This window comes from Streptomyces sp. NPDC046308, from assembly GCF_055588065.1.
On the sequence record NZ_JBVJFB010000001.1, the window covers coordinates 113,529 to 129,949 of the forward strand.

16 protein-coding genes and 2 pseudogenes are annotated in these 16,421 nt (G+C 71.9%); 7 read left to right on the forward strand and 11 right to left on the reverse strand.

Annotated features, from left to right (window positions below):
* Nucleotides 1-56 precede the first annotated feature (56 nt).
* From ACZ6JT_RS00505 to ACZ6JT_RS00525, 5 genes and pseudogenes are all read right to left on the reverse strand, one after another.
* Nucleotides 57-431 carry a hypothetical protein gene (locus ACZ6JT_RS00505; RefSeq protein WP_469205690.1) on the reverse strand — a complete coding sequence of 125 codons (375 nt, stop codon included), beginning with the start codon at nt 429-431 and terminating at the stop codon, nt 57-59.
* A gap of 141 nt (nt 432-572) precedes the next feature.
* Nucleotides 573-998, reverse strand: a complete 426-nt coding sequence (locus tag ACZ6JT_RS00510; protein WP_469208112.1) for a YjbQ family protein — start codon at nt 996-998, stop codon at nt 573-575.
* A 108-nt stretch (nt 999-1,106) separates the two neighbouring features.
* A pseudogene (locus ACZ6JT_RS00515) lies at nt 1,107-1,223 on the reverse strand (hypothetical protein); the annotation flags it as partial.
* A 31-nt stretch (nt 1,224-1,254) separates the two neighbouring features.
* A pseudogene (locus tag ACZ6JT_RS00520) lies at nt 1,255-1,362 on the reverse strand (PaaX family transcriptional regulator C-terminal domain-containing protein); the annotation flags it as partial.
* A gap of 162 nt (nt 1,363-1,524) precedes the next feature.
* A complete protein-coding gene (locus ACZ6JT_RS00525) occupies nt 1,525-2,874 on the reverse strand; it encodes a phytase (protein ID WP_469205692.1) in 1,350 nt (449 codons plus the stop codon).
* Between the two features lie 323 nt (nt 2,875-3,197).
* Here ACZ6JT_RS00525 and ACZ6JT_RS00530 point away from each other — a divergent pair, with 323 nt between their 5' ends.
* Genes ACZ6JT_RS00530 through ACZ6JT_RS00540 form a run of 3 tightly spaced genes read left to right on the forward strand, consistent with a single transcriptional unit; the run spans nt 3,198 to nt 6,800 of the window.
* On the forward strand, nt 3,198-4,595 hold the full coding sequence (locus tag ACZ6JT_RS00530; RefSeq protein WP_469208114.1) for an MFS transporter: 1,398 nt from the start codon (nt 3,198-3,200) through the stop codon (nt 4,593-4,595).
* 34 nt (nt 4,596-4,629) lie between these two features.
* Nucleotides 4,630-5,382: a response regulator transcription factor gene (locus tag ACZ6JT_RS00535; RefSeq protein ID WP_469205694.1), complete on the forward strand. Its 753-nt coding sequence runs from the start codon at nt 4,630-4,632 to the stop codon at nt 5,380-5,382.
* A complete protein-coding gene (locus ACZ6JT_RS00540; protein WP_469205695.1) occupies nt 5,379-6,800 on the forward strand; it encodes a sensor histidine kinase in 1,422 nt (473 codons plus the stop codon). The genes ACZ6JT_RS00535 and ACZ6JT_RS00540 overlap by 4 nt, the downstream gene beginning before the upstream one ends.
* Before the next feature lie 4 nt (nt 6,801-6,804).
* Here ACZ6JT_RS00540 and ACZ6JT_RS00545 read toward each other — a convergent pair whose 3' ends face one another.
* Entirely contained in the window at nt 6,805-7,773 is a 969-nt protein-coding gene (locus tag ACZ6JT_RS00545) for a TAXI family TRAP transporter solute-binding subunit (RefSeq protein WP_469205697.1), read from the reverse strand.
* 79 nt (nt 7,774-7,852) lie between these two features.
* Here ACZ6JT_RS00545 and ACZ6JT_RS00550 point away from each other — a divergent pair, with 79 nt between their 5' ends.
* Together ACZ6JT_RS00550 and ACZ6JT_RS00555 are read left to right on the forward strand one after the other, a co-directional pair.
* A complete protein-coding gene (locus ACZ6JT_RS00550) occupies nt 7,853-8,473 on the forward strand; it encodes a hypothetical protein (RefSeq protein ID WP_469205699.1) in 621 nt (206 codons plus the stop codon).
* A gap of 322 nt (nt 8,474-8,795) precedes the next feature.
* On the forward strand, nt 8,796-9,068 hold the full coding sequence (locus tag ACZ6JT_RS00555; protein ID WP_469205700.1) for a hypothetical protein: 273 nt from the start codon (nt 8,796-8,798) through the stop codon (nt 9,066-9,068).
* Between the two features lie 44 nt (nt 9,069-9,112).
* Here the strand turns inward: ACZ6JT_RS00555 and ACZ6JT_RS00560 are convergent, their stop codons facing one another.
* Nucleotides 9,113-9,544, reverse strand: coding sequence for a hypothetical protein (locus ACZ6JT_RS00560; RefSeq protein WP_469205701.1), 432 nt, complete (start codon nt 9,542-9,544; stop codon nt 9,113-9,115).
* A gap of 380 nt (nt 9,545-9,924) precedes the next feature.
* Between ACZ6JT_RS00560 and ACZ6JT_RS00565 the strand changes: the two genes are divergently transcribed.
* Both ACZ6JT_RS00565 and ACZ6JT_RS00570 read left to right on the forward strand, forming a co-directional pair.
* The gene (locus ACZ6JT_RS00565; protein ID WP_469205704.1) at nt 9,925-10,632 is read left to right on the forward strand and encodes a cyclodityrosine synthase; all 708 of its coding nucleotides are present in this window, start codon (nt 9,925-9,927) and stop codon (nt 10,630-10,632) included.
* Nucleotides 10,622-11,806, forward strand: a complete 1,185-nt coding sequence (locus tag ACZ6JT_RS00570) for a cytochrome P450 (RefSeq protein ID WP_469205706.1) — start codon at nt 10,622-10,624, stop codon at nt 11,804-11,806. Before ACZ6JT_RS00565 ends, ACZ6JT_RS00570 begins: the two co-directional genes overlap by 11 nt.
* Before the next feature lie 128 nt (nt 11,807-11,934).
* Here ACZ6JT_RS00570 and ACZ6JT_RS00575 read toward each other — a convergent pair whose 3' ends face one another.
* The 4 genes from ACZ6JT_RS00575 to ACZ6JT_RS00590 all read right to left on the reverse strand — a co-directional run bounded on the left by ACZ6JT_RS00575 (nt 11,935) and on the right by ACZ6JT_RS00590 (nt 16,373).
* Nucleotides 11,935-14,337 (reverse strand): ATP-binding cassette domain-containing protein, encoded by a 2,403-nt coding sequence (locus ACZ6JT_RS00575; protein ID WP_469205708.1) that lies wholly within the window; start codon nt 14,335-14,337, stop codon nt 11,935-11,937.
* Nucleotides 14,338-14,418: 81 nt separating this feature from the next.
* Nucleotides 14,419-14,832, reverse strand: a complete 414-nt coding sequence (locus ACZ6JT_RS00580) for a VOC family protein (protein ID WP_469205710.1) — start codon at nt 14,830-14,832, stop codon at nt 14,419-14,421.
* Between the two features lie 10 nt (nt 14,833-14,842).
* Nucleotides 14,843-15,262, reverse strand: coding sequence for a helix-turn-helix domain-containing protein (locus ACZ6JT_RS00585; protein WP_469205713.1), 420 nt, complete (start codon nt 15,260-15,262; stop codon nt 14,843-14,845).
* A gap of 97 nt (nt 15,263-15,359) precedes the next feature.
* Entirely contained in the window at nt 15,360-16,373 is a 1,014-nt protein-coding gene (locus ACZ6JT_RS00590; protein ID WP_469205715.1) for a helix-turn-helix transcriptional regulator, read from the reverse strand.
* Between the last annotated feature and the right edge of the window lie 48 nt (nt 16,374-16,421).

Sequence of the window (16,421 nt, forward strand, 5' to 3'; positions counted from 1 at the left end):
ACTCCGGCCGGCCCGGACGCCCCGCCGGCGGTGCGCGCGGACGCGGCCGGCGGCGGTCATTCCACCCGGGCGATCTCCTGGTCCACGGCGTCGGCCTCCGCCTCGCGGCCCATGAGTACCAGCTGCTGCCTGTAGCGGAGCAGCGCGCCGACGAGTACGGGTGCCCGGCCCGGCTCCATGGAGTGGATGCGGCGGCCGGCGGCGACGGCCTCGGCGCGCAGGGCCAGGGCCGTCTCGGGCAGATGCGCGAACTCCATGCGGCTGTATTCGTAGAGCGCGTGGGACAGCAGGGGCAGATACGCCAGCGGACTCACCTGGGCGAGCACGCGGTAGGCGGCGACCTCCTCACGGACCGACAGCGCCTGTGATCCGAGGAGGGCCACTCGGGCTCGGAGTACCGCGTCGTGACTGGGGTGCGCTGTGTGAGTCATGACGGTGATTCTCAAAGCCGCACAGAGGTCCGAACAAGACGATCCGGCTGTGCCCTTGGTCCTACGAAAAAGCCCTCTGACCTGTCATGATGGTGATGTCTTCACCCCTGCGCCCCGGCTCGGAAGCGTTCTGACGCTCCTTCAACAGCCGAGGAAGGCCAGGCGGACCTGGCGCCGTGGGTTGTCCCGGTTGGTGTCCACCAGGGTGACGGACTGCCAGGTGCCCAGCGCGAGCGTGCCGTCGATCACCGGCAGCGTCGCGTGGGGCGGGACGATCGCGGGCAGTACGTGGTCCCGCCCGTGGCCGGGGGATCCGTGCCGGTGCCGCCAGCGGTCGTCGGCGGGCAGGAGGGACCCCAGGGCCGTCAGGAGGTCGTCGTCGCTGCCCGCTCCCGTCTCGATGACGGCGAGACCGGCCGTCGCGTGGGGCGTGAAGAGGTTCAGCAGTCCGCACTGGCCCCGTGCCACCTCCGCGAGGAAGGCGGCACAGGCAGCGGTCAGGTCGTGGACCGTCTCCCGGTCCCCGGTCGTCACGTCGATGGTGCGCGAAGCGAAGGTGTCGGCCATGGCCCCATCCTCGCGCCGGGGCGCCCCGCCGGCGTGCAGCCACGGCCGGTGGTCGGCGGGGAGTAGTTCGGCGGGCAGGCCCGGGTCGAGGTACGGCAGGCGGCGCCACTGGGTGAGCATCGGGACGTAGGCGCGGAAGGCCTCGCCGCCGTCGATGTCGGGCCGTTCGGCCGGCTGCGCTGCGAGGGGCGTCGCCGAGCAGGCGGCCGGGCGCCGGCCACACACCGGGGGCGATGTTGCCGAAGCCCAGCCAGGTCAGCCGGGTGCGCGGCTGGTAGCGGTACGACCGTTCGGACTCCGGAACGGAGAAGACGGCCATGGCCCAGCCGTCGCTCGGCTTCGCCGGTTCCAGGCCGGCGAACATGCGCCGGTCGCCCTCGTCGAAGACGGGCCGGGCGGCCGCGCTGAGCCGGTAGCCGGTGGCGCCGCGGCGTTCCGGTTCGAGGACGCCCTTCTTCTTGAGCCGGCCCCAGTCCCGTCCGGGCCCGGCCGTCCTCGGGGAGGCGGGGCCCGGGCAGGCCCGGGGTCAGAGGCGGGCGGCCCGTTCGAGGCGGCCGAGGTCCACGAACTTGAAGTCGGTGTCGGTGCGGGTCTCCCCGTCGGGACCGGTGGTCCCGGGGGTGTTGGCCCCGTCCTGGACCACCAGCAGGCCGTTCGGGAACCTCCTTCCCAGCGGGGCGCTGGTGACGGCGGCGCCGTCGCACTCCTGCGACCCGTCGGGCGCGCCGGGCCGGGTGCCCGCCGCGATGCGGAAACTGCGGACGTACCCGTTGCCGCGCTCGCGGTCGAAGACGGCGAAGGTGTCGTCGCCCTGGCTGGAGGCGAGCAGGTAGCCGCCGTGGCCGGGGTGCTCGGGGTCGCGCCAGATGGTCAGGCCCTCCACGTCGGCGGACACGTGCCGGCCGCCGAAGCCGGGGTCCGCGCCCGCGTCGCACTCCTCGGTGGCGGGGTTCCAGGTGCCGGGCACCCCGAAGGAACGGACCTTCTCGATCAGGCGGGCGGGGGAACGCAGGTCGGCGTCCAGCTTCCAGATGCCGACGTCCTCCTGGGCCGCGTAGAGGTCACCGGTGTCGGGATCGATCACCATGCCCTCGACCTGCGGGAGTTCGCCCGGTTCACCGCACGGGGTCCACGCCTTGCCGTCGGGGAGCGTGAAGGAGGACGGCAGTGAGGTGGTGCGGACGGTGCGGTAGCCGACCTTCCCCTGCGCGTCGGGCAGGAGTTCGGTGAGGGCGAGGGCGGTGGCGTGGCGCCGGCTGGTGACGGCGAAGGAGCGGCCGCTGCGGCGGTCGGTGTACGCGGCCAGGCCGTAGACGGTGCGCTGGTCGTTGACCTCGTCCCGGCCGTCGGAGAAGACCTGCGGGGCCGCCGACTCGTCGGTGACGTCGACCAGCGGGGCGGAGGGCCGCCGGGGGTCGATCCGGTAGACGCGCAGCTGGTCGCGGCCGCGGTCGGAGACGACGGCCACGTCGTGGCGGGCGCCGCCGGGGAAGCGGAGCCCGGTGATCAGGTCGACGTTGTTGAAGCGCCCGGGCGCGTCGCCCTCGCGGGGCGGCGGCGGGGCCGGCAGGGACTGCACCTGGCGCCCGTCGAGGTCGTACACGCGCAGGCCGCCCTCCTTGGCGGTGGCGATGACCAGGCTGCGGTCCGGGTCCTTCTCGTTGCGCCAGATCGCGGGGTCGTCCGCGTTCGCGTTGCCGCCGGCCTCGTCGTCGAACAGGGAGGGCGTCTCCAGGGAGGCCTGCACCTGGGGCAGCGCGGGCACCGCGCCGTGGTCGCCGTGGGCGTGCGCCGGCCCGGCGACGACTCCCAGGGCCACGAGGGTCGCCACTGACACGACCGGCGTCCGCGTCCGCCTTTTCCTGCTCACGCTCATGCTGCCTCCTGCTCATGGTATGGGGTGGGGGCCGGGCCGCGGTTCGATCCGCTGGGGGTGCCCCTGACGGTGCTCCCGGTCCGGCGACCCCACGGTGGGCCACCCGCAGGTGGCCGCCATGGAGCGGACATGACGTGCGCATGACTGAGCTGTGAAATCCCCGCAGCCGAGCGGCTTTCTTAGCGGAACGTTAGATCTGCGTGCCGAAGCTTGTCCGGGTACAACGGCCGACGCATGCTCGGGACACTTCCCCGCCACCGGGGCATTTCTCCCTCTCCCCTCGGGGACATCCGTCAGGAGCCGCCATGTCCGCGTCCGCCGTCATGCCCGCTTCACCGCCCGGGGACGAGCGCAGGAAGCGCCGTCTCGCCCTGATCGGCGGGTCGCTCGGCAACCTCGTCGAGTGGTACGACTGGTTCGTCTACGCCAGCTTCGCGATCTACTTCGCCGACTCCTTCTTCCCCGGCGACAATCCGACCACGCAGCTGATGAACACGGCGGGCATCTTCGCCGTCGGGTTCCTGATGCGGCCCGTCGGCGGATGGATCCTCGGCCGCGCAGCCGACCGGCACGGCCGCAAGAGCGCCCTCACCCTCACCGTCTCCATGATGTCCGTGGCCGCCCTGCTGATCGCCGTGGCCCCGACCTACGGGCAGGCCGGCTACTTCGGCGCCCTGGTGCTGCTGCTCGCGCGCCTGCTCCAGGGGATGAGCATCGGCGGCGAGTACGCGGCCAGCGCCACCTACCTGACCGAGGCGTCGGCCCGCAACCGGCGCGGCCTCGGCTCCTCCTTCCAGTACGTGTCGATGACCTGCGGCCAGCTGCTCGGCCTGGGCATCCTCATCACGATGCAGCACACCCTCACCACCGCCCAGTTGGAGAGCTGGGGGTGGCGGATCCCCTTCGTCCTCGGGGCGTTGTTCGCGGTGGTGGTCTTCTGGCTGCGGCGCCGGCTCCAGGAGACCGACGCCTTCAAGGAGGACTCGGCCGGCGAGGACGCCCACGACGACAGCACCCGCGGCACGCTGAAGGCCCTGTGGCTCTACCGGCGGCAGGCCGGCCTGGTCATGGCGCTCACCCTCGGCGGCACCGTGGCCTACTACACGTACACCACCTACCTCACCAAGTACCTGGTCGGCAGCGCGGGCATGCCGAAGACGACCGCCACCCTGGTCAGCTTCACCGCCCTGACGCTCTTCGCCGTGCTGCAGCCCTTCGCCGGGATGCTCTCCGACCGAATCGGCCGCCGCCCGCTCCTGATCACCTTCGCGGTGGGCTGCACCGTGGGCACGTACCCGATCATGACCGCCCTCGGGTCGGCGTCCTCCTACTGGTCCGCACTTGGCCTCTCCCTGCTGGCCCTCGTGATCATCACCGGGTACACCTCCATCAACGCCGCGGTGAAGGCGGAGCTGTTCCCGACCCGGGTGCGCGCCCTGGGCGTGGCGCTGCCGTACGCGATCGCCAACGCGCTCTTCGGCGGCACGGCGGAGTACGTGGCGCTGTGGTTCAAGAACAGCGGCCACGAGAAGACGTTCTTCTGGTACGTCTCCGGGTGCGCCCTCGTCTCCCTCGTGACGTACGTCCTGATGCCGGACACCCGCAACGCCGCGCTCAGCCGTGCCGAGGCCGATTCCGACTCCGGTGCCGGTGCCGCCTCCGGGGCCGGTGCCGGTGCCGGTGAAGCGCCGGAACGTCCGGCGGCGGCTCCCGTAAGCTGAGCCGACGGGGTCACAGGTCGCGAGGGAAATGTCCATGCACGCGCTTCTCGTCGAGGACGACGACCGGATGGCACGGGCGCTCGGCACCGCCCTCGCCCAGCGCGGGCACACAGTGCGCCGGGTGGGCCGGGCCCTGGACGCCCTGCGGCACGTGCACGAGGCCGGATTCGTCCTGCTGGACCTCGGGCTGCCCGACCTCGACGGGCTGGAACTGCTGCGGCGGCTGCGGACGGTCTGCGACGCGCCCCTGATCGTGGTGACCGCGCGCTGCGAGGAGCGCGACATCGTGCAGGGGCTGCGGGCGGGCGCCGACGACTACGTGGTCAAGCCGTTCCGGATGGCCGAGCTGATGGCCCGTATCGACACCGTACGCCGCCGGACCGACCCGCGCTCCGGCCGTGCGGGCGCCCACCCGGACCACCCCGCCGACCCCGGCGGTGTCGGAGGCGGCGTCGGCGGCCGGCCCGTTCCCGTGCGCACCGGCGACGTCGAGGTCGACCTGGCGGGGCGCACCGTCACCGTGGCGGGCGTCGACGTACGGCTGACCCGGCGGGAGTTCGACGTCCTCGCCTTCCTCGCCGCCCGCCCCGACGAGGTCCACTCCCGCGAGGTGATCCTGGACCGGATCTGGGGGGACGTCTTCCTCGCCGCCTCCCGCTCCCTCGACGTGCACGTGGCGGGCATCCGCGCCAAGACCGGCCGCTCCCACCTGGTGCGCACGGTCCGCGGGTTCGGCTACCAGCTGGGCTCCCCCACCGCACCCGCGGAAGGGGGCGGCGCCCGATGAGGCGCAGGCTCCTCGCCGTGCTGATGGTGCTCATGGGGGCCGCGGCGCTGCTGCTCTGCGTCCCGCTGGCCGACGCCTACGCGCGCGGCCGCACCGAGCACCTGCTGCTCCAACGGCGTTCGGAGGCCGTACGATTCGCCGATCTCGCCGACCGGATGCGCACCGCCGCCGACCGGGCGGAGCTCTCGGCCGAGATCGGCCGGTACGCCGAGCTGTACGGAGCGGGCGTGGTGGTGGTCGACACGGCGGGCGAGACCGTCGCGCGGGCCGGCTCGGGGCCCGCGTCGCAGGCCGCCACGGACACGGGTGCCGACCCCGGCGCCGCCTCGGGCGCCTCCTCCGCCGCAGCGGACGCCCATCGCCGCGCCCTCACCGGCCGCTCCACCGACCGGCTGCCCACGCTGCGGCCGTGGGGCCCGAGGACCGTCGTCCTCGCCGAACCGGTCGGCCGGGACGAGCGGGTCAGCGGGGCGGTCCTGCTGGCCGTCCCCACCGACGCCGCCCGCCGGGACGTGGCGGTCCGCTGGTCGCTCATCGCCACCGGGGCGGTCGCCGCCTTCGCCGCGGCGGCCCTGGTCGCGGCGGGCATCGCGCGCTGGCTGATGCGCCCGCTCCTCGATCTGGACCGGGCGGTGGAGCGGTTGACCGCCGGAAGCCTCCGGGCACGGGCCGTGTCCGACACCGGTCCCCCGGAACTGCGGAACCTGCGGCAGCACTTCAACGTCATGGCGGAGGCCATGGCCGACTCCATGGGCCGCCAGCGCGATTTCGTCGCCGACGCCTCCCACCAGCTGCGCAACCCGCTCGCCACCCTCGTGCTGCAACTGGAGAACGTCGAACCGCACATCGTTCCCGGCCCCGGCCTCGCCGAGCACTCCCGCGCCCTGGACGAGGCGGAGCGCCTGGAGGAACTCCTCGACGGCCTGCTGTCCCTCGCGCGGGTGGAGTCCGGGACGGCGGAGCCGGGCCATCAGGACGTGGCCCGGGCGGTACGGGACCGGGTGACGGCCTGGACCCCGGTCTTCCGCGCCGCCGGACTGCACCTGACGGCCGCCGGCCTGCCGGAGGAACTGCCGGCGCGGGCGCTGCCCGACGCGGCGGGCCGCATCCTCGACTCGGTCCTCGACAACGCGGTCAAGTTCGTGCCGCGCGACGGCCGTGTCGAGGTGATCGCCGCACGGGCCGAGGACGGGAGCGCGGTCGTCCGGGTCGCCGACGACGGGCCGGGTGTGCCGGAGGACCAACTGGGTTTGCTGCTGCGGCGTTTCGCGCGCTCCCCCGAGCACCAGAACGTACGCGGCAGCGGTCTGGGGCTGGCCATCGCCGACGAACTCGCGCGCGGCAGCGGCGGCCGGCTGGAGGTCCGCGCAAACGTGCCGCACGGCCTGGTCGTCGAGCTGCGGCTGCCGCCCGAATGACCGCTCAGCCGTATACCGACCGGTAGTAGGCGACGGCCCCCGGGTGGAGCGGCACCTCCCCGGTGGAGATCGCGAACCGGGGCTCCAACCGCGCTCCTGCCGTGACCTCGCGCAGCAGCTCGCGCCACTGCCGGAACACCACCTGGAGCAGGGCCCCGGCGGCGCCCTCCGGCAGGCCCGCGCGGGCCAGGAGGTAGTTGCCGACCCCGATGGTCGCCACCGGTTCCGTGAGCCCGTACACCCCGGCCGGCAGGGTGACCGCCGAATAGGCGGGGGCGTAGCGCTCCCGCAGCGCGCCCACGTAGCCGTCGAGCGGCAGGAACCGCAGCGGCAGCTCGCGCGCCAGGCCCGACAGTGCCGGCGTGGGGACGCCACCGGACCAGAACAGCGCGTCGACCGTACCCTCGCGCAAGGCCTCGACCGAGGCGGCGAGGCCCAGGCTGAGGCCGCGGGCCGGCGCGGGGCCGTCGACCAACCCGGCGGCCCGCAGCACCCGTTCGGCCACCACCTGCACGCCCGAGCCCTCCGCGCCGGCCGCGACCGGACGCCCGGCGAGGTCCCCCACCGCGTGCACCGGCCCGTCCGCCGGTACGAGCAGGTGCGTGTAGTTCACGTAGACCCGGGCCAGCGCCGTCACGGCGGCCGGCCGGGGGAACGACTCCCGCCCCAGTACGGCGTCCTCGGCCACGTCCGCCATGGCCAGCGCCAGCTCCACGGAGCCGTCGTCCAGCTGCCGCAGGTTGTCCACACTCGCCGCGGTGCTCACGGGCACGATCTCGAGCGGCCGGCCGCTCGCGGCGACGGCCTGGGCCAGGGCCTTCCCGAAGGCGTTGTACGGCCCGCCCTCCGGCCCCGTGGCGAGCCGGAGCCTCCGGACCGGACCCGGGTCCCCCGAGCAGCCGGCCAGCGCCGCGGCGAGCGCACCGATCCCGGCGGCCAGCACCTTTCGGCGGCTCGCCTCCACACTGGTCACGACCGAAGCTTAGGCCGTGTTGCCGTGTTGCCCTAGTGGCGGAGGGCGGCTTCGCGGGCACGCATGGCAGAGTCGTCCCATGGTCACTTCGATACGCGGGCCGCGCCGTCGCCGCGCCGCGGCCGCTCTGCTCCTGAGCGCTGCCCTGTCCCTGACCGGCTGCGGCGAGCGCCGCGCCACGGACGCGGCTGCCGGCGCCCCGGACCCGCTGCCGAGCACCGCCACGAGCGCGAGCGCGAGCCCCGACGCCCCCGGCGCCTCCCCCTACGTGGAGCCCGGGGCCGGCGACGGCGCCCCGCACTACGGGGACAACAACGCCCACCGCCGCTCCGGCGAGATGTCCCCCGCCAGCGCGAAGGACGCACGGAAGGAGGCGGACCGGATCGAGCCCGTACTCAAGCGGCTCTGGCAGGCGGGCACTTGGGACCCTGCCAGCGTGCGGGCGGCCCTGGTGCCGCTCGGATACGAGGAGGAGCGGACCGGACCGAAGGGCGAACGGCTCGGCGGAGCGATCAGCATCCGGGAGATGGAGCCGCGCTTCCAGGCCGACCACTACGTGACGCCGGAGGGCACCCGCGTCGGGCTGCGCGTCCACGATGACGCCTGCGTCACGGCGTTCGTGCAGAAGACCAACTACGAGGTCAAGACGAACGGCCCGTACAGGGAGAGCGGCTGCTTCGAACCGCCCTTCGCCCACTGACGGGACCGGCCCGTGCACTATCACCACGTCGATGTCTTCACCGACCGCCCCTACAGCGGCAACAGCCTCGCGGTGTTCCTCGACGCCGCCGCGGCGGCTGATGCGCCAGGGCCGGTTCACCGGGCGCCCCAGCGAGATGACCGTCGTCGCCGAGGGCGAGGGCGGGGACGTCCGCTCGGTGCGTCGGTTCCGTGGTCCGTCCCGGGGGACGGGTACGGCGGCGTGGGCCATTCAGGGCGACCGCCGTGTGTCGGCCCTCCACGGCGGGGCGGGGCTCCTACCTTCCGGAGGTGTACGTTCCGAATCCGCGAAAGGCATCTCCGTGAAGCGAACCGTCCGTACCACCTCCCGCGCCCTGGCCGTCCTCGCCGCCGGCACCATGCTCTGCCTGTTCGCCGGCGCCGCGCCCGCGACCGCCGACTCGGGCCCGACGTACGTGTTCGTCATCGGCAGCAACATCGTCCAGTCGGCCCAGGACGACATCTTCAACGCCGGACGCGACAACACGGTCGGCTCCCACAACGGGGAGACCGCGGCCACCTCCGTCTCGGCCTTCGAGTCCATGGCGACGCTGGACTGGTCGGAGACCTTCTGACCGAGGGGCCGACGGGCCGACGGGCCCACGTACCGGCGATGTCGTCAGCTTCGCCGAGGCTCCACCATCAGGGCCCTTCCCATGCGCTTGCCCTGTGCGTCGAAGACACCGATCCGGACCGCGTCCGCGGCACGCTGGGGCCACTGTCCATACGCCCCTGCGATCGCCCGGGCCTGCAGGTCCGGGTCGTCCTCCTTCGGGTTCAGCTCGGTGTGGATGTAGGCGTACACCGCTTCTCCCTCCACCACGCGCTGCACCGCCTTCACATGGCTCACGACGGACCGGTCCGGGTTGTTCTCGGAGGCTGCCCACGTCCTGAAGAGTTCGCCGTCCCTGGCGTCGTCCTGGTGGTAGAACCCGTGGGGCTGGGGTGCAAGACGGTCGGGTACGGCGACGTCTCCCTTCGGACGGTCCTCCAGCGAGCATCCGGCCAGTGCAAGGAGGGATGCGGTCAGCAGCAGACGGCGTGTGATCAAGGCGAGCTCCTCGGACGTAGGAAGGTGAGAGCCCCCACACCGTAGGCAGTGGTTCCCGCCGTACGGGGGTAGCTGAGCCGGGCAGGTTTCGAGGCAACCGCCCAGCCCCACGGCCACCCGGACCCGAAGCCACCCCAGCGGCCCCGTCCTCTACCAGATCGGCACCCCGGAATCCGCCAACGCGACATGAACTCGTCGCCAACTCTTCGCCACACACGGTCCGCACAAAAGGTGCCCGAGTCAACTGTGTTGTCCGACAGGTGAGTTACCAACAGGAAGTGATGGAACGTCGCACAGAGTTGCGGTACCTTCCTCACGTCGCCGCCACACCCGGGGCACAGGGCCCCATGGGACTTGCGGCGCAAAGGACCCGACACCTGTTGACGACAGCGACCGAAGTCTTCACAGTCCGGCCGTACACCCCGCACTGCCAGGTGATTAGCACCGAAGGCGACCATGCCGTCATTGGCATCTCACCGGGGAACAGCTATTTCTCGGCCCAGCGCGTACTCGACCTCGCCCAATGGGGGATGCGCAACTTCGAGCAGGTCGACCTGATCTACACCGACCTGCACGTGGCAGAAATGTACGAGGCCCTCGGCTACGGCGAGGACGAGGCCCGACGCAAGGCGGTCAAGAACCTGCGCGGCGTTCGCGCCAAGGTGAACAACGCAGCCGCAGAAGCCGACCCCACCGGCACCCGCCTGCGCGCCCGGCCGATGTCCTCCCTCACCGACATCCCGGCCTACCGCGCTCTGCACAACCACCTGAACAGCCTGCTCGACAACGACCCGGAGTTCCGCAGGACCTGCAACTCCCTGGTCGACTCGTTCCTCTCCTCCAAGGTCCTGGACGGGAAGTCCGCCACGACCCGGCAGCGGGAGGTGTGCCTCGAGTACGTCTGTGCCGAGGCGCCGCTCTTCCTCGACACGCCGGCCATCCTCGGCGTGCCGTCCTCGCTCAACTGCTACCACCAGCTCCTGCCGATGGCGGAACTGCTCTACTCCCGCGGTTCGGGTCTGCGCGCCTCGCGCAACCAGGGCCACGCCATCATCACGCCCGCCGAAGGACACCCCGATGCCCACTGACACCCTGCTCGACTTCCCGTTCTCCGCGCGCGGCGACCAGCTCCCCAGCGAGATCGAGGCACTCCGCGGCGAGCCCGTGAAGCGGGTCCGCACGATAGCCGGGGACGAGGCCTGGCTCGTCTCCTCCTATGAACTGTGCAAGCAGGTTCTGGAGGACCCCCGGTTCAGCCTCAAGGACACGTCGGCCCCCGGCGTGCCGCGCCAGTACGCCCTGACGATCCCGCCCGAGGTCGTCAACAACATGGGCAACATCACCGGAGCCGGTCTGCGCAAGGCCGTCCTCAAGGCGATCAACCCCAAGACCGGCGGCCTCGTCGACTGGATGCGCGCCGAGGCCAACGCCCTCGTCGACAGCCTGCTGGCCTACGGCGCGCCGGTCGACCTGCGCGGCCAGTTCGCCAACCCGTACGCCGAGCGCCTCCACTGCCGGATCCTCGGCATCCCGGAGGCCGACGCCCCGCGCCTGGCCGCCAGCCTCGACATCGCCTTCATGAACTCGGCCTGCCCCGTCACCGGTGCCAAGCTCAACTGGGACCGGGACATGGCCTATATGGTCGAGCGCCTGGACGACCCCGCGACCACCGGGCTCATGTCCGAACTCGCCGCCCTGCGCAACGACCCGGAGTACGCCCACCTGACGGACGAGATGCTGGCCACGGTCGGCGTCACGCTCTTCGGTGCCGGTGTCATCTCCACCATGGGCTTTCTGACGATGGCGCTCGTCTCCCTCATCCAGCACCCCGAGGTGTGGGAGCAGCTGCGCGAGGCACCGGAGAAGATCCCGGCCGCCGTGGACGAACTCCTGCGCATCAACCTCTCCATCGCCGACGGGCTGCCCCGCCTCGCCCTGGAGGACGTCACCCTCGGCGACGTCGAGGTGAAGAAGGGCGAGCTGATGCTGGTCCTGGTCGAGGCGGCGAACACCGACCCGGCCGTGTACCCGGACCCGCACGTCGTGGACATCGACCGCGCGAACGCCGGCACGCACCTCTCCTTCGGCGGCGGTCAGCACTACTGCCCCGCCACCGCCCTCGGCAAGCGGCACACCGAGATCGCCATTGAGGTCCTGCTGGAGAAGATGCCGAACCTCCAGCTCGCCGTCCCCGTCGACCAGTTGGTCTGGCGGACCCGGTTCATGAAGCGCCTGCCGGAACGCCTGCCCGTGTTCTGGTAGCCACGCCTGCGCGTGCGTGCGTACGTGTAGGTGTACGTGTACGCCGACCGCCCCGGCCGGAACTTCCGGCCGGGGCGGTCCCCGTGGCGGCTCGCGTGTGCGCGCGCCGAGGTCGGCCTACGGCCGGGTCAGGCGCCCACGTATGCCGCGAGGTGCTCGCCGGTGAGGGTGGAGCGCTTGGCCACCAGGTCGGCGGGAGTGCCCTCGAAGACGATCTTGCCGCCGTCGTGGCCGGCGCCCGGGCCGAGGTCGATGATCCAGTCGGCGTGCGCCATGACCGCCTGGTGGTGCTCGATCACGATCACCGACTTGCCGGAGTCCACGAGCCGGTCGAGCAGGCCGAGCAGGTGCTCGACGTCGGCGAGGTGGAGGCCGGTGGTCGGCTCGTCGAGGACGTAGACGCCGCCCTTCTCCGACATGTGGGTGGCCAGCTTGAGCCGCTGCCGTTCGCCGCCGGACAGCGTGGTGAGCGGCTGGCCGAGGGTGAGGTACCCCAGGCCCACGTCGGCGAGCCGGTCGAGGATCTTGTGCGCGGCCGGCGTGTGCGCCTCGCCGGCGCCGAAGAACTCCTCGGCCTCGGTGACGGACATCGCGAGGACCTCGCTGATGTCGCGGCCGCCGAGCCGGTATTCGAGCACCTCCGCCTGGAACCGCTTGCCCTCGCAGTCCTCACAGGGGGTGGCCACCCCCGCCATCATCGCCAGGTCGGTGTAGATGACCCCAGCGCCGTTGCACGTGGGGCAGGCGCCCTCGGAGTTGGCGCTGAACAGGGCCGGCTTCACGCCGTTCACCTTCGCGAAGGCCTTGCGGATCGGGTCGAGCAGTCCGGTGTAGGTCGCCGGGTTGCTGCGCCTGGAACCGCGGATCGGCGTCTGGTCGACCGACACCACCTGCTCGCGCGCCGGGATCGACCCGTGGACGAGGGAGCTCTTGCCGGAGCCGGCGACACCCGTGATGACGACCAGCGCCCCGAGCGGGATGTCGACGTCGACGTCCCGCAGGTTGTTCGCCGTCGCGCCGCGGATCTCCAGCGTGCCGGAGGGCTCGCGCACCGTCTCCTTGAGCGTGGCGCGGTCGTCGAGGTGGCGGCCGGTGATCGTGTCGCCGGCCCGCAGGCCCTCGACGGTGCCCTCGAAGCAGACGGTGCCGCCCGCCGTGCCGGCGCCCGGGCCGAGGTCGACGACGTGGTCGGCGATGGCGATCGCCTCGGGCTTGTGTTCCACCACCAGCACCGTGTTGCCCTTGTCCCGCAGCCGCAGCAGCAGGTCGTTCATCCGCTGGATGTCGTGGGGGTGCAGGCCGATGGTGGGCTCGTCGAAGACGTAGGTGACGTCGGTGAGCGCGGAGCCGAGGTGGCGGATCATCTTCACGCGCTGCGCCTCGCCGCCCGACAGGGTGCCCGCGGGCCGGTCGAGGGCGAGGTAGCCGAGGCCGATCTCGACGAAGGAGTCGAGGGTCTGCTGCAGGGCGGCGAGCAGCGGCGCCACCGAGGGCTCCTCGAGGGCGCGGACCCACTCGGCGAGGTCCCTGATCTCCATCGCGCAGGCGTCGGCGATGCTGATCCGCTTGATCTTCGAGGACCGGGCCCCTTCGCTGAGCCGGGTGCCGTCGCACTCGGGGCAGGTGGTGAAGGTGACGGCCCGCTCGACGAACGCCCGGATGTGGGGCTGCATCGCTTCCTTGTCCTTGGACAGGAAGGACTTCTGGATCTTCGGGATCAGCCCCTCGTAGGTGAGGTTGACGCCGTTGACCTTCACCTTGGTCGGCTCGCGGTAGAGGAAGTCCTGCATCTCCTTCTTGGTGTACCGGCGGATCGGCTTGTTCGGGTCGAGGAAGCCCGATTCGGCGTAGATCCCCACGGTCCACACGTTGTCCGACTTCCAGCCGGGGATGGTGAAGGCGCCCTCGGCGATGGACTTGGAGTCGTCGTAGAGCTGGGTGAGGTCGATGTCGGAGACCTTGCCGCGGCCCTCGCAGTGCGTGCACATGCCGCCGGTGCGGTTGTAGGTCGCCTTCACCGTCCTGGTCTTGGCGGCGCCGCGTTCGACGGTGATGCCCCCGCTCGCGCGGACCGTGGCGGTGTTGAAGGAGTACGCGCTGGGCGGGCCGATGTGCGGCTTCCCGAGCCGGCTGAAGAGGATCCGCAGCATCGCGTGGACATCGGTGGCGGTGCCGACCGTGGAGCGGGGGTCGGCGCCCATCCGCTGCTGGTCGACGGTGATCACGGTCGTCAGCCCGTCGAGGACGTCGACCTCGGGGCGGGCGAGCGTGGGCATGAAGCCCTGGACGAAGCTGCTGTACGTCTCGTTGATCAGCCGCTGCGACTCGGCGGCGATGGTGTTGAAGACGAGCGAGCTCTTGCCCGAGCCGGAGACCCCGGTGAACACCGTCAGCCGGCGCTTCGGGATCTCGATGCTGACGTCCTTGAGATTGTTCTCGCGCGCGCCGTGCACGCGGATCACGTCGTGGCTGTCGGCACCGTGCGGCACGGACGACCGCGCCCCCGTCCCCGTCCCCGTGGCCTTGCTCATCGTGTCTCCGTCGTTCGGGCGGGGACCGCGTGTGTGCGGTCCCCGTCGGTTTCGCTGTTCCGGACTGTGCTGCGGGTGTGCCTACCGCCTGGGCTGGTTGAAGCGGAGCATGTTGCCGGCCGGGTCGCGGAAGGCGCAGTCCCGAACGCCGTACGGCTGGTCGATCGGCTCCTGCAGCACCTCCCCGCCCGCTGATTGGATGCGCTCGAAGGTGGCGTCGACGTCGTCGGTGGAGAAGATCACGCCCCGCAGCATGCCCTTGGCCAGCAGCTCTGCCATCTGCTGCTTGTCCGTCGGGGAGGCGTTGGGGTTGGCGAGGGGCGGTTCGAGGACGATCTCCACGTCGGGCTGCTCGGGTGAGCCCACGGTCACCCAGCGCATCCCCTCGAACCCGACGTCGTTGCGCACCTCCATGCCGAGGACGTCGCGGTAGAACGCGATCGCCTTGTCGTGGTCGTCGACTGCGATGAAGCACTGCGAGAGCTTGATGGTCATGCCTCCGACGCTACGAGGCGGCGGCCGATTGCGCTTCTCCGTTCCTGATCGGTCGCGTGTGAATTTTCGCGACGCACGCCGGGATCGCCGCACCGGCCTCGTGGCGGCGGGCCCGGTACGCGCTCGGGCTCTCGCCGACCAGCTCCGTGAAACGCGAGCTGAACGACCCGAGCGAGGTGCACCCGACCTCGAAGCAGACCTCCGTGACGCTCAGGTCACCCCGCCTCAGCAGCGCCTTCGCCCGCTCGACGCGGCGGGTCATGAGGTAGCTGTACGGGGTCTCCCCGAAGGCGGCGCGGAAGCTGCGGGAGAAGTGTCCGGGGGACATGAGCGCGACATCGGCCAGTGCGGGGACGTCCAGCGGCTGCGCGTAGTCGCGGTCCATCGTGTCCCGCGCGCGACGCAGGCGTACCAGGTCCTCCAAGGTCATGCACCCAGCATCGCACGGGTGCGGCCGGGGCCGCAGGTGCCTGCGGGAACTCGATCCGAGGGCTGGGAGCGAGGGTTCGGGGGCACTCGCCCCCGGGTCACAGCCAGCCGGCCTGCGCCGCCCTCAGCCCGGCCTCGAAACGGCTTCGCGCACCCAGCCTCTCCATGATCGACGCCATGCTGCGGCGGACGGTGCTCAGGGACACCCCCAGCCGCCCGGCGGCCGTCTCGTCGGTGAGCCCCTTGGCCAGCAGGGTGAGCAGTTCGCGTTCCGGTGCGGTGAGCCCGGTGTCCTCGTCCCTGGCCGGCCGCGCGCCGAGCGGCAGCGCGACCGCCCACACCTGCTCGAAGAGCGTCGACAGTGCGGTCATCGCCCCGGCGGCGTGGAGGAGGACGGCCCCGCGGCGGGTGTCCGACGGGTCCAGCGGGACCAGCGCACTGGCGCCGTCGATGAGGATCATGCGCAGCGGCAGGGTGGGGACCGTGCGCACCTCGCCCCCGGACTCCGTCAGCCAGCGGGCGTAGTCGAGCGTCGGCGCGCTGTTGCGGACGCTGTCCAGGCAGACCGTCCTGAGCTCCACCCCGCGGAGCAGGATCTGGGCGTCGTTGTGCCGGGCCGCCTCGATGGACGCCGGGGAGTGGCCGCCGCCCGGCATGAACGTACAGACGGAGGTGGTGGCCTTGTTGGCGATCTGCTCCAGGCGGCTCTGGATGGCGTCCATGCCGACGAGGCGCTCGCTGTCCGTCTCCCCGCGCCCGGAGTCGCCCGTGCCGCCGGCCCCGCTCGCGGGCTCGGCGATGTCGGCGAGCATGCGAGTGACCGCGACGTGGGTCTCGTCCAGTTCTCGTCGGCGCTGTTCGAGTGCGTCCTGCTGACGGCGGAGCAGGAGCTGGAGCCCGAGTTCGGGGTGGATCGCCCGCCATCCTCCGGGCCGGTCCGCCGACCTGCGCAGCAGGGAGAGCTCGGCGAGTCTGTCCAGCGCGTCCCGCACCCGCTGTTCCTCGAGTCCGAGCCGCTCGGCCATCTGTCCGACGCCCCACCCCTCGGGGCGCGCGGCCAGCAGCCGGTAGACGGCCTCGGTCGATGTGTCGAGTCCCAGTGCGGACAGCATCGCGGAGCTCCTCCCCACGTCGACAACGTCTCTTCCAGGCGCACAGCA